Source organism: Pseudomonas sp. GW823-FHT06E10, from assembly GCF_058794995.1.
This window is the reverse complement of record NZ_JBXAHJ010000003.1, coordinates 423,508-438,102: the sequence shown is the minus strand read 5'-3', so window position 1 is coordinate 438,102 and position 14,595 is coordinate 423,508. Positions and strand designations below refer to the sequence as shown.

At 60.9% G+C, this 14,595-nt stretch carries 16 protein-coding genes; 6 read left to right on the top strand and 10 right to left on the bottom strand.

The features are described from left to right. Positions 1-143: 143 nt before the first annotated feature. The 4 genes from infA to trxB all read right to left on the bottom strand — a co-directional run bounded on the left by infA (position 144) and on the right by trxB (position 2,941). Positions 144-362, bottom strand: a complete 219-nt coding sequence (gene infA, locus AC1Q6Y_RS07680; protein ID WP_002553999.1) for a translation initiation factor IF-1 — start codon at positions 360-362, stop codon at positions 144-146. 111 nt (positions 363-473) lie between these two features. Beyond that, positions 474-1,181, bottom strand: coding sequence for an arginyltransferase (locus AC1Q6Y_RS07675; RefSeq protein WP_057714169.1), 708 nt, complete (start codon positions 1,179-1,181; stop codon positions 474-476). A 57-nt stretch (positions 1,182-1,238) separates the two neighbouring features. Continuing rightward, complete coding sequence (gene aat, locus AC1Q6Y_RS07670) at positions 1,239-1,919, bottom strand: leucyl/phenylalanyl-tRNA--protein transferase (RefSeq protein ID WP_057714170.1); 681 nt, start codon at positions 1,917-1,919, stop codon at positions 1,239-1,241. Between the two features lie 62 nt (positions 1,920-1,981). Further along, a complete protein-coding gene (gene trxB / locus AC1Q6Y_RS07665; protein WP_429521614.1) occupies positions 1,982-2,941 on the bottom strand; it encodes a thioredoxin-disulfide reductase in 960 nt (319 codons plus the stop codon). Between the two features lie 307 nt (positions 2,942-3,248). Here trxB and AC1Q6Y_RS07660 point away from each other — a divergent pair, with 307 nt between their 5' ends. The 6 genes from AC1Q6Y_RS07660 (at position 3,249) to cysG (ending at position 10,886) form a co-directional block, all read left to right on the top strand. Beyond that, positions 3,249-5,660: a DNA translocase FtsK gene (locus tag AC1Q6Y_RS07660; protein WP_057714172.1), complete on the top strand. Its 2,412-nt coding sequence runs from the start codon at positions 3,249-3,251 to the stop codon at positions 5,658-5,660. A 65-nt stretch (positions 5,661-5,725) separates the two neighbouring features. Next, positions 5,726-6,349, top strand: a complete 624-nt coding sequence (gene lolA / locus AC1Q6Y_RS07655) for an outer membrane lipoprotein periplasmic chaperone LolA (RefSeq protein WP_008049385.1) — start codon at positions 5,726-5,728, stop codon at positions 6,347-6,349. Between the two features lie 148 nt (positions 6,350-6,497). Continuing rightward, positions 6,498-7,820, top strand: coding sequence for a replication-associated recombination protein A (locus AC1Q6Y_RS07650; RefSeq protein WP_492624308.1), 1,323 nt, complete (start codon positions 6,498-6,500; stop codon positions 7,818-7,820). Continuing rightward, positions 7,820-8,194: a fluoride efflux transporter CrcB gene (gene crcB / locus AC1Q6Y_RS07645; RefSeq protein WP_057714174.1), complete on the top strand. Its 375-nt coding sequence runs from the start codon at positions 7,820-7,822 to the stop codon at positions 8,192-8,194. The genes AC1Q6Y_RS07650 and crcB overlap by 1 nt, the downstream gene beginning before the upstream one ends. Positions 8,195-8,210: 16 nt before the next feature. Continuing rightward, the gene (gene serS, locus AC1Q6Y_RS07640; protein WP_057714175.1) at positions 8,211-9,491 is read left to right on the top strand and encodes a serine--tRNA ligase; all 1,281 of its coding nucleotides are present in this window, start codon (positions 8,211-8,213) and stop codon (positions 9,489-9,491) included. Next, complete coding sequence (gene cysG / locus AC1Q6Y_RS07635) at positions 9,492-10,886, top strand: siroheme synthase CysG (protein WP_057714176.1); 1,395 nt, start codon at positions 9,492-9,494, stop codon at positions 10,884-10,886. A gap of 114 nt (positions 10,887-11,000) precedes the next feature. Here the strand turns inward: cysG and AC1Q6Y_RS07630 are convergent, their stop codons facing one another. The 6 genes from AC1Q6Y_RS07630 to tusD form a co-directional block, all read right to left on the bottom strand. Continuing rightward, complete coding sequence (locus AC1Q6Y_RS07630) at positions 11,001-12,002, bottom strand: glutathione S-transferase family protein (protein WP_492624307.1); 1,002 nt, start codon at positions 12,000-12,002, stop codon at positions 11,001-11,003. Positions 12,003-12,093: 91 nt separating this feature from the next. Continuing rightward, positions 12,094-13,095: a glycosyl transferase family protein gene (locus tag AC1Q6Y_RS07625; RefSeq protein ID WP_154946703.1), complete on the bottom strand. Its 1,002-nt coding sequence runs from the start codon at positions 13,093-13,095 to the stop codon at positions 12,094-12,096. Further along, the gene (locus tag AC1Q6Y_RS07620) at positions 13,092-13,427 is read right to left on the bottom strand and encodes a TusE/DsrC/DsvC family sulfur relay protein (RefSeq protein WP_057714179.1); all 336 of its coding nucleotides are present in this window, start codon (positions 13,425-13,427) and stop codon (positions 13,092-13,094) included. The genes AC1Q6Y_RS07625 and AC1Q6Y_RS07620 overlap by 4 nt, the downstream gene beginning before the upstream one ends. Further along, positions 13,424-13,717 (bottom strand): sulfurtransferase complex subunit TusB, encoded by a 294-nt coding sequence (tusB, locus tag AC1Q6Y_RS07615; protein WP_492586112.1) that lies wholly within the window; start codon positions 13,715-13,717, stop codon positions 13,424-13,426. The genes AC1Q6Y_RS07620 and tusB overlap by 4 nt, the downstream gene beginning before the upstream one ends. Beyond that, the gene (gene tusC, locus AC1Q6Y_RS07610) at positions 13,717-14,079 is read right to left on the bottom strand and encodes a sulfurtransferase complex subunit TusC (protein WP_154861339.1); all 363 of its coding nucleotides are present in this window, start codon (positions 14,077-14,079) and stop codon (positions 13,717-13,719) included. Before tusC ends, tusB begins: the two co-directional genes overlap by 1 nt. Position 14,080: 1 nt before the next feature. Then, positions 14,081-14,473: a sulfurtransferase complex subunit TusD gene (gene tusD / locus AC1Q6Y_RS07605; RefSeq protein WP_429521610.1), complete on the bottom strand. Its 393-nt coding sequence runs from the start codon at positions 14,471-14,473 to the stop codon at positions 14,081-14,083. Positions 14,474-14,595 lie beyond the last annotated feature (122 nt).

Here is a 14,595-nt window from a genome sequence, read left to right as displayed (position 1 = left end):
CGGGCGTTTTGTATTGACTTGCTTAGCGAGTGAGCCCTATCTCTGTAGGAGCGAGCTTGCTCGCGATGTTCGTCAATGATGATGCGGGGACTCTGACTTGACGCGGTACCGTCAGGTTTTTCGCGAGCAAGCTCGCTCCAACCTTATCGAGCGCGGTAAGTGATGCGCCCTTTGCTCAAGTCATAAGGAGTCAGCTCTACGCGCACTTTGTCGCCGGTAAGAATACGGATGTAGTTCTTGCGCATCTTGCCGGAGATGTGCGCGGTTACGACGTGCCCATTTTCCAACTCCACACGAAACATGGTGTTGGGCAGGGTGTCGACGACAGTGCCTTCCATTTCGAAGCTGTCTTCTTTCGACATGCAGTAAAGCCCTCGGTGTCCAATGAATGGCCCGGTGCAACTGCGCCAGGCAAAAGCGGCGTGCATTGTGCCCGAAAAATGGGGTTTAAGCCAAGGGGTTTAGGGGCGGCTCTAGTTTAGAACCACCCAGCGCTGATTAATCAGCAACTCAATAGGGCGATATTGAGTCTTGTAGTTCATTTTTTTGCAGTTTTTGATCCAGTAGCCGAGGTAGACCGCATCCAGCCCCAGCCGCCTGGCCTCGGCGATTTGCCACAGGATCGCATAGCGCCCAAGGCTGCGGCGCTCTTCGGAGGGTTCGTAGAAGGTGTAGACCGCCGAAAGACCGTTCGGCAGTAAATCGGTGACGGCGACGGCCAGCAGCCGGCCATTCAGGCGAAATTCATAAAATCTTGAAAACGGCAGGTCCCGCACCAGGAATGTCGAAAACTGGTCGCGACTCGGCGGGTACATGTCGCCATCGGCGTGACGCTGTTCGATATAGCGCTGGTAGAGGTCGAAGTATTCTTCGTTGAAGCCGGGCTTGGCTGGACGTACCTGCAAATCCACGTTGCGCTTGAAGATGCGTTTCTGTTGCCGGTTGGGCGTGAACTGTCCCACGGGAATGCGCGCCGGAACGCAGGCATTGCAATTCTGGCAATGCGGCCGATAGAGATGATCGCCACTGCGACGAAACCCCATCTCCGACAGGTCTGCATAGACATGCACATCCATGGGCTGGCTAGGGTCGAGGAACAGGGTTGTGGCCTGCTCCTCCGGCAGATAACTGCAAGAGTGCGGCTGAGTGGCATAGAACTTCAATCGCGCCAACTCGGTCATGATCAACCCTCGGGATAATGCTTTTGAATAAGTGTAAGCCACCTGCGCAAAAGTCGCTCAGCAAACCCAGCTAGCGCGATTGGGCTGGTCCAGATGCCTGGCCAGATAGTTGGCAAATTCATGGCGGGGTATCGCCCGGGCTCCGAGACTGTGCAGGTGATCGGTGGGCATCTGGCAATCGATCAGTACAAAACCCGAGTCTTTCAGATGCCGCACCAGTGTGGCAAAGCCGAATTTCGAGGCGTTGTCAGCGAGGCTGAACATGGACTCGCCGAAAAACAGCTGGCCCATCGCCAGGCCGTAGAGCCCGCCCACCAGTTCGTCCCCGTCCCACACTTCCACCGAGTGCGCGTGGCCACGCCTGTGCAGTTCGATGTAGGCGTCCTGCATGGCCTCGGTGATCCAGGTGCCGTCGGCGTAATCCCGGGGCGCGGCACAGGCGCGGATGACGGCGGCGAAGTCCTGGTCAAAGGTCACTTGATAGCGTTGCTGGCGTAGCAGTTTGTTCAGGCTGCGCGAGACGTGCAATTCGTCGGGAAACAGCACCGTACGCGGGTCCGGAGACCACCAGAGGATTGGCTGGCCCTCGGAAAACCAAGGGAAGCAGCCGTGGCGATAAGCCGAGATCAGCCGATCGGCGGACAGATCACCACCGGCGGCCAGCAGCCCGTTGGGGTCGCGCATGGCCTTTTCCAGTGGTGGGAAATGCAAGGTATTGCGTTGTAACCAAGTCAGCATGGCATCCGGGCTTGCAGAAGGGGAGGGCAGTGGCGGGTGTTGGCCCGCCATAAAGTTTGCCTTCAAACGGTTGGAATGTCGTCCAGGTATTTTTCAGCGTCCAGCGCCGCCATGCAACCGGCACCGGCAGATGTAACGGCCTGGCGATAAACGTGGTCGGCCACGTCACCGGCGGCAAACACACCTGCAATCGCCGTAGCGGTGGCATCGCCTTCGCTGCCACCCTTGACCTGCAGATACCCGTCGCGCATTTCCAGTTGGCCCGTGAACAGGTCGGTGTTGGGTTTGTGGCCGATGGCGATAAACACCCCGGCCAGCGGCAGCTCCCGGGTTTCACCTGTGTGACTGTCCCGCAGGCGGGCACCGGTCACGCCGCTGGCATCGCCGAGCACTTCGTCCAGGTTTTGGTTCCAGTGCAGGCGAACATTGCCGTTGGCGGCCTTTTCAAAGAGTTTGTCCTGGAGGATTTTCTCCGAGCGCAGTTTGTCGCGCCGATGGATCAGGTGCACTTCTTTGGCGATGTTCGACAGGTACAAGGCTTCCTCGACCGCCGTGTTGCCGCCGCCGACCACGGCAACCACTTGATTGCGATAGAAAAATCCATCACAGGTCGCGCACGCCGAAACTCCTTTGCCGGCGAACGCTTCTTCCGACGGCAGGCCCAGGTATTGCGCGGAGGCGCCGGTGGCAATGATCAAGGCGTCGCAGGTGTAGGTGCCGCCATCGCCGATCAGCTCGAACGGCCGTTGTTGCAACTTGGCGGTATGGATGTGGTCGTAAACGATCTCGGTGGCAAAGCGTTCGGCGTGTTTTTGCATGCGATCCATCAGCACCGGTCCGGTCAGGCCTTCAACGTCGCCTGGCCAGTTATCCACTTCGACGGTGGTGGTGAGCTGGCCACCTGCCTGGATGCCGGTAATGACAACCGGCTTGAGGTTGGCGCGGGCGGCATAAACTGCCGCGCTGTAACCGGCAGGGCCGGAGCCCAGGATAATCAGGCGGGAATGCTTCGCTTCGCTCATAAAAAACACCTCATAAGCCTTTGTCACCAAAGAGAATGCATGCTCAAATTGAATGGCATGTCATGTGCTGTTGACTATGCTGCATCCAAGGGTCTCAAGCATGGCGTCGTGCGTACAAACCCGTACAATGCCCTGCGTGTTACATATATTCAGTGTGCGCCGTGTTTATAGAAACAGGGGTGCAGTGTTAAAAGTAGTCCCGGTTACACGTGTTAACTTTATTACCTGCCTGGATTGGGCAGTTTTTTCGCGGTTTTTATAGACATTCACCAGATGGACGCGCCATTGGCGCAGGAAAAGAAGCGTTTTGAAGAAATCCACCGCAGCACCCAAACCAGCCGTCGTGCCGCTCTGGCGCCAGCACTTGCACTACCGACTCAAGGAAGGTGCGCTGATCGCCATCGGTGCCTTGTGCCTGTTCCTGATGATGGCCTTGTTGACCTATGGCAAGGACGATCCGGGCTGGAGTCATAACAGCAAGATCGACGATGTACAGAACTTCGGCGGGCCAGCGGGCTCCTACAGCGCCGATATCCTGTTCATGGTGCTGGGTTACTTCGCCTACATCTTCCCGTTGCTGCTGGCCATCAAGGCGTACCAGATCTTCCGCCAGCGTCACGAGCCGTGGCAGTGGAGCGGGTGGCTGTTCTCCTGGCGCCTGATCGGCCTGGTGTTCCTGGTGCTGTCGGGCGCCGCTCTGGCCCATATCCATTTTCATGCCGCGACCGGTCTGCCGGCCGGTGCGGGCGGTGCGCTGGGGGAAAGCCTCGGCGAACTGGCCAGGAACGCCCTGAATATCCAGGGCAGCACGCTGTTGTTCATTGCGTTGTTCCTGTTCGGCCTGACTGTGTTTACCGACCTGTCGTGGTTCAAGGTGATGGACATCACCGGCAAGATCACCCTCGATCTGTTCGAACTGTTCCAGGGCGCCGCCAATCGCTGGTGGGCGGCCCGTACCGAGCGCAAACAGCTGGTTGCCCAGTTGCGTGAAGTCGACGACCGTATGGATGAAGTGGTTGCGCCGACCGTTACCGACAAACGCGAGCAGGCCAAGGTCAAGGAACGTCTGATCGAACGTGAGCAAGCCCTGAGCAAGCACATGTCCGAGCGCGAGAAGCAGGTGCCGCCGGTGATTGCGCCCGCGCCGCCAAAGCCCGCCGCACCGAGCAAACGCGTCGAGAAAGAAAAGCAGGCGCCGCTGTTCGTCGACAGTGCCGTGGAAGGCACCTTACCGCCGATTTCGATTCTCGACCCGGCGGAAAAGAAACAACTCAATTACTCGCCTGAATCCCTGGCTGCGGTCGGCCACTTGCTGGAAATCAAGCTCAAGGAATTCGGCGTTGAAGTCGCAGTGGATTCGATCCACCCGGGCCCGGTGATCACCCGTTACGAAATCCAGCCGGCGGCCGGGGTAAAAGTCAGCCGAATCTCCAACCTGGCCAAAGACCTGGCCCGTTCCCTGGCCGTGACCAGCGTGCGCGTGGTGGAAGTGATTCCGGGCAAGACCACGGTCGGTATCGAGATTCCCAACGAAGATCGGCAGATCGTGCGTTTCTCCGAGGTGTTGTCGACTCCGGAATACGACAACTTCAAATCCCCGGTCACCCTGGCCCTGGGCCATGACATCGGCGGCAAGCCGGTCATCACCGACCTTGCGAAAATGCCGCACTTGCTGGTCGCCGGTACCACCGGTTCCGGTAAGTCGGTGGGTGTGAACGCGATGATCCTGTCGATCCTGTTCAAGTCTGGCCCGGAAGACGCCAAGCTGATCATGATCGACCCGAAAATGCTGGAACTGTCGATCTACGAAGGCATTCCGCACCTGCTGTGCCCGGTTGTCACCGACATGAAAGACGCCGCCAACGCCCTGCGCTGGAGCGTTGCCGAGATGGAGCGACGCTACAAGCTGATGGCCAAGATGGGCGTGCGAAACCTGTCGGGCTTCAACGCCAAGGTCAAGGAAGCCCAGGACGCCGGCGAGCCGTTGAGTGATCCGCTGTACAAGCGTGAAAGCATCCACGACGAAGCGCCACTGCTGCAGAAGCTGCCGACCATCGTGGTCGTAGTCGACGAATTCGCCGACATGATGATGATCGTCGGCAAGAAGGTTGAAGAACTGATCGCCCGTATCGCGCAAAAGGCTCGTGCGGCCGGTATCCACTTGATCCTTGCGACCCAGCGTCCGTCGGTGGATGTGATCACCGGTCTGATCAAGGCCAACATCCCGACCCGCATGGCGTTCCAGGTATCGAGCAAGATCGACTCGCGGACCATCATCGACCAGGGCGGCGCCGAACAACTGCTGGGCCACGGTGACATGCTCTACATGCCGCCGGGTACCAGCCTGCCGATTCGTGTTCACGGTGCTTTCGTGTCCGACGATGAGGTTCACCGCGTGGTGGAAGCCTGGAAGCTGCGGGGTGCGCCGGAATACAACGACGACATCCTCAATGGCGTCGAAGAGGCGGGCAGTGGCTTTGAAGGCAGCAGCGGTGGCGGCGACGGTGACGATCCCGAGGCCGACGCGCTGTACGACGAAGCGGTCCAGTTTGTGCTGGAAAGCCGTCGTGCCTCCATTTCCGCGGTTCAGCGCAAGCTGAAGATCGGCTACAACCGCGCTGCGCGCATGATCGAAGCCATGGAAATGGCCGGGGTCGTGACGTCCATGAACACCAACGGTTCGCGTGAAGTCCTGGCCCCGGGGCCGGTGCGCGACTGACCCGAGTATGAAAGGGGGGGCGCCTTTGCGCCTCCCGCACTCCCACGAATGTTATGAGGACTCCCATGCGTCTGATCCGCATGCTGTTGCTGCCGGTACTGGCCTTGACCACGCTCCAGGCTAACGCCGATGACAAGGACGTGGCGCGCCTGACCCAACTGCTGGAAAAATCCCAGACCCTGACCGCACGTTTCTCGCAACTGACCCTTGATGGCACAGGCACCCAATTGCAGGAAACCGCCGGCGAGATGTCCCTGCAGCGTCCGGGCCTGTTCTACTGGCACACCGATGCGCCAGCCGAACAGACCATGATCTCCGATGGCAAGAAAGTCACCTTGTGGGACCCGGATCTGGAACAGGCCACCATCAAGAACCTCGACCAGCGCCTGACCCAGACCCCGGCCTTGCTGTTGTCCGGTGACGTGTCCAAGATCAGCCAGAGCTTCGACATCAGTGCCAAGGAAGCCGGCGGCGTGATTGACTTCACCTTGAAGCCGAAGACCAAGGACACCCTGTTCGACAGCCTGCGCCTGTCGTTCCGCAATGGCCTGGTCAATGATATGCAACTGATCGACAGCGTCGGCCAGCGCACCAATATCCTGTTCACCGGGGTGAAGGCGAACGAGCCGATCCCGGCGTCCAAGTTCAAGTTCGATATTCCCAAGGGTGCCGATGTAATCCAGGAATAAAACGCAAAACCCTGTAGGAGCGAGCCTGCTCGCGATGAACGCAAAGACACCGCAGGGTGTCAGGCTGCCAGCGTTATCGTTGACGTCAATCGCGAGCAGGCTCGCTCCTACAGGGAATAGAGGACCAGTGAGGTTTTAAACGTACGCCATGGATCTGTTTCGCAGCGCTCCCATCGCCCAGCCCCTGGCCGCCCGTTTGCGCGCGGCCAATCTGGACGAGTACGTCGGTCAGGAACACGTGCTCGCTCGCGGCAAGCCCCTGCGCGAGGCGCTGGAGCAGGGTGCCCTGCATTCGATGATTTTCTGGGGGCCGCCGGGCGTGGGCAAAACCACCCTGGCGCGATTGCTCGCGGAAGTCTCGGACGCGCACTTCGAAACGGTCTCGGCGGTGCTGGCCGGGGTCAAGGAGATCCGCCAGTCGGTGGAAATCGCCAAACAGCAGGCCGCGCAGTACGGCCGCCGCACCATTCTGTTCGTCGACGAAGTGCATCGATTCAACAAGTCCCAGCAGGATGCGTTCCTGCCCTATGTCGAAGACGGTACGCTGATTTTCATCGGCGCAACCACGGAAAATCCCTCGTTCGAACTCAACAACGCCTTGCTGTCGCGGGCGCGGGTCTATGTGCTGAAAAGCCTCGACGAAGCGGCCCTGCGCAAACTGGTGCACCGCGCGCTGACCGAAGAGCGTGGCCTGGGTAAACGTAACCTGACCCTCAGCGACGAAGGCTTCCAGATGCTGCTGTCGGCCGCCGATGGCGATGGTCGGCGTCTGCTCAACCTGCTGGAAAACGCCTCGGACCTGGCGGAAGACAACAGCGAAATCGGCACCGACCTGCTGCAAAGCCTGCTCGGTGACACCCGCCGACGGTTCGACAAGGGCGGCGAAGCGTTCTACGACCAGATTTCCGCGCTGCATAAATCGGTGCGCGGCTCCAACCCCGACGGCGCCTTGTACTGGTTCGCACGGATGATCGACGGCGGTTGCGACCCCTTGTACCTGGCCCGGCGTGTGGTGCGCATGGCCAGCGAAGACATCGGCAATGCCGACCCCCGCGCCCTCAGCCTGTGCCTGGCGGCCTGGGAAGTGCAGGAGCGCCTCGGCAGCCCCGAAGGCGAGTTGGCGGTGGCCCAGGCCATCACCTATCTGGCCTGCGCGCCAAAGAGCAACGCGGTGTACATGGGCTTCAAGACGGCATTGCGCGCCGCCGCCGAGCACGGCTCGCTGGAAGTGCCGCTGCACCTGCGCAACGCGCCGACCAAGCTTATGAAACAATTGGGCTACGGCGATGAATACCGTTATGCCCACGATGAGCCGGACGCCTATGCCGCTGGCGAAGACTATTTCCCGGAAGAACTCGACCCGATCCCGTTCTATCAGCCCGTGCCCCGTGGCCTGGAGTTGAAGATCGGCGAAAAACTCAATCACCTGGCGAAACTCGACCGTTTAAGCCCAAGGCAGCGGAGAAAATAGTGCTTCCCTTGATCGTTGCGGTTTCCGTCGGCGGGATGGCCGGCACGTTGTTGCGCTTCGTCACGGGCAACTGGATCAACGCGAATTGGCCTCGGCACTTCTATACCGCGACGCTGGCCGTTAATATCGTGGGCTGTTTGCTGATCGGCGTTCTATACGGTCTGTTTTTGATACGCCCGGAGGTGCCCATCGAGGTGCGTGCCGGGTTGATCGTTGGCTTCCTCGGGGGGCTGACGACTTTTTCATCCTTTTCACTGGATACGGTGCGCCTGCTGGAAAGCGGGCAAGTGCCGCTAGCCCTGGGCTATGCGGCGCTCAGCGTATTCGGCGGGCTGCTTGCCACCTGGGCCGGCCTGTCCTTGACCAAACTTTGATAAACGAGAAACCGACATGCTCGATTCCAAACTGTTACGTAGCAACCTTCAGGACGTAGCGGACCGCCTGGCATCCCGTGGCTATACCCTGGATGTTGCGCGCATCGAAGCGCTGGAAGAACAGCGCAAGACCGTCCAGACCCGCACCGAAGCACTGCAGGCTGAACGTAATGCGCGCTCCAAATCCATCGGTCAGGCCAAGCAGCGCGGCGAAGACATCGCGCCGCTGATGGCGGACGTCGAGCGCATGGCGGGCGAATTGAGCGCGGGTAAAGTCGAACTGGACGCGATCCAGACCGATCTGGACTCGATCCTGCTGGGTATCCCCAACCTGCCGCACGAATCGGTGCCGGTCGGCGAAGACGAAGACGGCAACGTCGAAGTGCGCCGCTGGGGCACCCCGACTGCCTTCGATTTCCCGGTTCAGGACCACGTCGCCCTGGGCGAGAAGTTCGGCTGGCTGGACTTCGAAACCGCCGCCAAGCTGTCCGGCGCCCGTTTCGCCCTGCTGCGCGGCCCGATTGCCCGTCTGCACCGCGCCCTGGCGCAGTTCATGATCAACCTGCACGTCACCGAGCACGGCTACGAAGAGGCCTACACGCCTTATCTGGTCCAGGCCCCGGCGCTGCAAGGCACCGGCCAGCTGCCGAAGTTCGAAGAAGACCTGTTCAAGATCGCGCGCGAAGGCGAAGCCGACCTGTACTTGATCCCGACCGCTGAAGTGTCGCTGACCAACATCGTCGCCGGCGAAATCGTCGATTCGAAACTGCTGCCGATCAAGTTCGTCGCCCACACGCCGTGCTTCCGCAGCGAAGCCGGTGCATCGGGTCGTGACACCCGCGGCATGATCCGCCAGCACCAGTTCGACAAGGTTGAAATGGTGCAGATCGTCGAGCCATCGAAATCCATGGAAGCGCTGGAAGGCCTGACCGCCAACGCCGAGAAAGTCCTGCAATTGCTGGAACTGCCTTACCGCACCCTGGCGCTGTGCACCGGCGACATGGGCTTCAGCGCGGTCAAGACCTACGACCTGGAAGTGTGGATCCCGAGCCAGGACAAGTACCGCGAAATCTCGTCGTGCTCCAACTGCGGCGACTTCCAGGCCCGCCGCATGCAAGCGCGTTTCCGCAACCCGGAAACCGGCAAGCCGGAACTGGTACACACCCTGAACGGCTCCGGCCTGGCGGTGGGCCGTACCCTGGTCGCGGTGCTCGAGAACTATCAGCAGGCCGACGGTTCGATCCGTGTGCCTGAAGTCCTCAAGCCCTACATGGGTGGCCTTGAGGTCATCGGCTAAATGAACTATCTGCCGCTGTTTCACAACCTTCGCGGCAGTCGTGTGTTGGTCGTCGGCGGGGGGGAGATTGCCTTGCGCAAATCCCGCCTGCTGGCCGATGCCGGTGCGCTGCTGCGGGTGGTTGCACCTGAAATCGAAGCGCAATTGCGCGAGCTGGTTGCCGGCAGCGGTGGCGAGTGCCTGTTGCGTGGCTACGCCGAGGCGGATCTGGACGGTTGCGGGCTGATCATTGCCGCCACCGACGATGAAACGCTGAACGCACAAGTCTCCGCCGATGCCCATCGGCGTTGCGTGCCGGTCAACGTGGTGGACGCGCCGGCCCTGTGCAGTGTGATCTTCCCGGCCATCGTCGACCGTTCTCCCTTGATCATTGCAGTGTCCAGCGGCGGCGATGCGCCGGTGCTGGCACGTTTGATTCGCGCCAAGATCGAAACCTGGATTCCTTCCACCTACGGTCAATTGGCCGGGCTGGCTGCGCGATTCCGTCATCAGGTCAAAGGCCTGTTTCCGGATGTGCAGCAGCGTCGGGCGTTCTGGGAAGATGTTTTCCAGGGCCCGGTTGCCGATCGGCAACTGGCTGGGCAGGGCGGTGAAGCCGAGCGGTTGCTCCAGGCGAAAATCGATGGTGAGGCGCCAGTGGCGACCGGTGAAGTCTATCTGGTGGGCGCAGGGCCAGGTGATCCCGACCTGCTGACGTTCAAGGCATTGCGTCTGATGCAGCAAGCCGACGTGGTGCTGTACGACCGTTTGGTGGCACCGGCGATTCTCGAACTGTGCCGTCGCGACGCCGAGCGGGTTTACGTCGGCAAGCGCCGATCCGATCACGCGGTGCCGCAGGATCAGATCAACCAGCAATTGGTGGATCTGGCCAAGAAAGGCAAGCGTGTGGTGCGATTGAAGGGCGGCGATCCGTTCATCTTCGGTCGTGGTGGCGAGGAGATCGAAGAGCTGGCGGCCCATGGCATCCCGTTCCAGGTCGTGCCGGGGATCACGGCAGCCAGCGGTTGCGCGGCCTATGCCGGGATTCCGCTGACCCACCGCGATTATGCGCAGTCGGTGCGTTTCATCACCGGCCACCTCAAGGACGGCTCCAGCGATTTGCCATGGGCCGATCTGGTCGCCCCGGCGCAAACCCTGGTGTTCTACATGGGGCTGGTGGGCTTGCCGATCATCTGCGAACAGTTGATCAAGCATGGTCGCGCCGCCGATACCCCGGCGGCACTGATCCAGCAGGGCACCACGGTCAACCAGCGGGTGTTTACCGGCACCCTGGCGGACCTGCCACGACTGGTGGCAGAGCATGAAGTGCATGCGCCGACCTTGGTGATCGTGGGTGAAGTGGTGCAACTGCGCGAGAAACTGGCGTGGTTCGAAGGGGCTCAGGGGCAGGTCTGAGATCGAGTTGCCCCATCGCGAGCAAGCTCGCTCCCACAGGGGATTTGTGAACGACACAAATCATTTGTGGGAGCGAGCTTGCTCGCGATGGGGCCTTCAAGTCCTCCAAAAATCTCAGGCCTTGCGCCAAACCCCTTTCCCACTCAACCGCTCCCGATCATGGGTCGCGGTGAAGTCCTGGGCTGGGCCTTTCGGCACCACACCCGTCGGGTTGATGGTGCGGTGGCTGGCGTAGTAGTGATTCTTGATGTGTTCAAAATCCACCGTCTCGGCGATCCCCGGCCACTGGTAAATCTCCCGCAGCCAGTTCGACAGGTTCGGATAATCCGCAATCCGCCGCAGGTTGCACTTGAAGTGCCCGTAGTACACCGCGTCGAAGCGAATCAGCGTGGTGAACAGGCGGATGTCCGCTTCGGTCAGGTACTCGCCCGCCAGATAGCGGTTGGCGCCCAACAGCAGCTCCAGCCGGTCCAGCTCGGCAAACACCTCATCGAAGGCTTGTTCATAAGCCTGTTGCGAGGTAGCAAACCCGGCGCGGTACACGCCATTGTTCACCGCCGGATAAATCCGCTCGTTCAACGCATCGATTTCTCCCCGCAGCGGTGCCGGGTAGAAGTCCAGGTCGTTACCGGTCAGATCGTCGAAGGCGCCATTGAACATGCGGATGATTTCCGATGATTCATTGTTGACGATGCGCTTTTGCTGTTTGTCCCACAGCACCGGCACGGTGACGCGACCGGTGTAGTCGGCGGTGTCGGCGGTGTAGCGCTGGTGCATGAATTCGAAATGGTCGAGCTTGTCGCCGGTCGACCCCAGGTGCTGGTCGAAGGTCCAGCCGTTTTCCAGCATCAACCAACTGACCACCGAAACGTCGATCAGGTTTTCGAGGCCTTTGAGTTTGCGCAGGATCAGTGTGCGATGGGCCCACGGACAGGCCAGGGACACGTACAGGTGATAGCGCCCGGGCTCAGCCGCGAAACCGCCGACGCCGGTCGGTCCCGGCTTGCCGTCAGCGGTCAGCCAGTTGCGACGCTGCGCCTGTTCGCGCTGGAACGCGCCGTCCTTGCTGCTCTCGTACCACTTGTCCTGCCAGCGGCCATCCACTAACAAACCCATGTTCAAGACTCCCGAAACCCATAATCGATGGAGTCGAGTCTATTCCGATGAGTTCGAACAAAAAGCGCAAAGATCGGGCGCGAATGATCGATTAAATCGATTTGTCCCGCGCAGCCCAGTATTTTTCAGCGGTTTCGAAGGCCTGTTCGCGGGTCTGGCCGAGGCCACGCAGGGCCAAGGCCATGGTCGAGATCAGGGCCATTTGCGGGTAGCTGTCGACCACGTCGCCACGCCAGACCGCTTTCAAATGCTCAGGATCAAGCGAGGCAGGTTTGACGTGACGCTGCGCCGACAACTGCGGCCATTCCTCGTCCCAGCTCTCGCCGCCGCTCGTACCGTACAGGTGGCTGTCGGCGTCCGGGTTGATCTCGATCTCGCCGCCATCGCCCTTGATCACAATGGCGGTATCACCGAGCAATCCACTGGCGTCGCGATGCACGGCCTGATAACCCGGGTGGAAAATGCTCTGCAGGCCGCAACGGGCGCCCAGCGGGTTGAGAATCCGCGCCAGGGAGTGGATCGGCGAGCGCAGGCCCAGGGTGTTGCGCAGATCGATCATGCGTTGCAGCTGTGGCGCCCAGTCCATCAATGGCATGAAGGCCAGGCCGCCGTTATCCAGCGCCGAACCCACCTGTTGCCAGTTACGGCACAACGGGATGTTCAATTCGCCCAGCAGTTGCTCGCTGTACAAGCGTCCGGCCGTGTGGGCGCCGCCGCCGTGCATGAAAATCCGCACGCCGTTTTGCGCCAGGCACTTGGCCGCCAGCAGATACCACGGCAAGTGCCGCTTCTTGCCGGCATAGGTCGGCCAGTCCAGATCCACTGCCATTGCCGGAGGATTCAGGCGTTCGCGCAATGCCTCGGTGAAACCCGCCATCTCCTCGAAGCTTTCTTCCTTGTGCCGCAACAGCATCAGGAAGGCGCCGAGCTGGGTTTCCTCGACCTTTTCATCGAGCACCATGCCCATGGCTTCCCGGGCCTCGACCCGGGTCAGGTCACGGGCGCCGCGCTTGCCTTTGCCAAGGATCCGTACGAACTGGGCGAACGGATGCTCGGCGGGCGTTTCGAGTGTCAGTGCTGGGTAATCGGTCATAAGCAATTCGTCGGTTTGGGCAGGCCCGCCAGTTTCGCGGCGAGTTTGGCGGGAGTGCCTTTGAACAGTCGGTTCAGGTGCAGGCTGTTGCCTTTTTCCGGGCCGAGTTTCAGGGCGGTGTACTTGATCAACGGGCGGGTGGCCGGTGACAGCTGGAATTCGGCGTAGAAACTGCGCAGCAGTTCGAGGACTTCCCAGTGTTCGGGCGTCAACTCGATGTCTTCGGCAGCCGCCAGGGCACTGGCCACATCGGCGGACCAGTCACTCAGTTCGACCAGGAAACCGTCCTTGTCCAGTTCGATGGCGCGGGGGCCGACCGTCAATGCCTTCATAGCCAACTGTTGACCTTGTCGTAGTGAATCGACAGCTCGACGAAGGCCGGGTAATCGATGGCACTGGCCCAGTCTGGAACCGCAAGCGCACGGGCCCGGGCATCTTCGGCCAGCACGAACAGCTTCAGGCCACGGGCGCTGAGCGCAGTGAACGGCGCGGTGCCTGGTTGCAACGCATAGGCGGCATCACCGGACAACAGCAACCCGTCGTTGGCGCCGATCACGCGCAGGCAACTGGTCAGGCGTTCATCGCCGAACGGGGAATGAGACAACACATGCAAAGTCGACATCAGAGGGTGATCACCTGGTCGTAACGGTCAATGAGGGCGGTGATTTCGTGGGCGGCCAACACTTGGGCTTCTTCCAGCGACAGGCCGCTGGGGTCCAGGCCACGCTGGGTGATGCTGTCGCCACAGGCAAACAGTTCCTCGACACCGAACATCGGCAGGGCTTGCAGGTTGGCGCTCAGGTCTTTCTGTTGCAGGGCCTTGGCGTTCTGACCGGCGGCCAGCTGGAACACGCCGTCATCGAGAAACAACAGGCCGATCGGCAGATCGAAAGCGCCCCCGGCCAGCACGATATCCAGCGCTTCCCGCGCGCCTGGGCCGGACCATGGCGACTGGCGGCTGATGATCAATATGGATTTGGCCATGTCATGCACCTCCGAAACAGATCAGACGGTCGGCATCCTGCGCGGCGTCATGCAATTGGCCGAGGCCGGACAATTCCCACGGCGCGCCGACGGCTACAGCCTCGCGTTGATAGCGCCTGGCTTCTTCCTCGTTCAACACGCCACGACGCAGCGCGGCGGCGATGCACACCACGCCATCGAGTTGATGGTCACCGACAAAGGCACGCCATTGCTTGGGCAAGTCCGGTTCATCCTGAGGCGTGACCACGCTGGCGGACGCGTTGTAGACGCCGTCCTGATAGAAAAACAGCCGGACAATCTCGTGCCCGCCGGCCAGCGCGGCCTGGGCGAACAGCAGGGCGCGGCGCGAGGAGGGCGCATGGGCGGCGGAAAATACGGCGATGGCGAACTTCATGACGGACTCGATCAGCGAAACTGCCGCCATGATAATGCTTTATCGGCGGGGCGGCTAAAGTGATGTTGACTGGGCGGGGGGGGGGGGGGGGGGGGGGGGGGGGGGGGGGGGGGGGGGGGGTA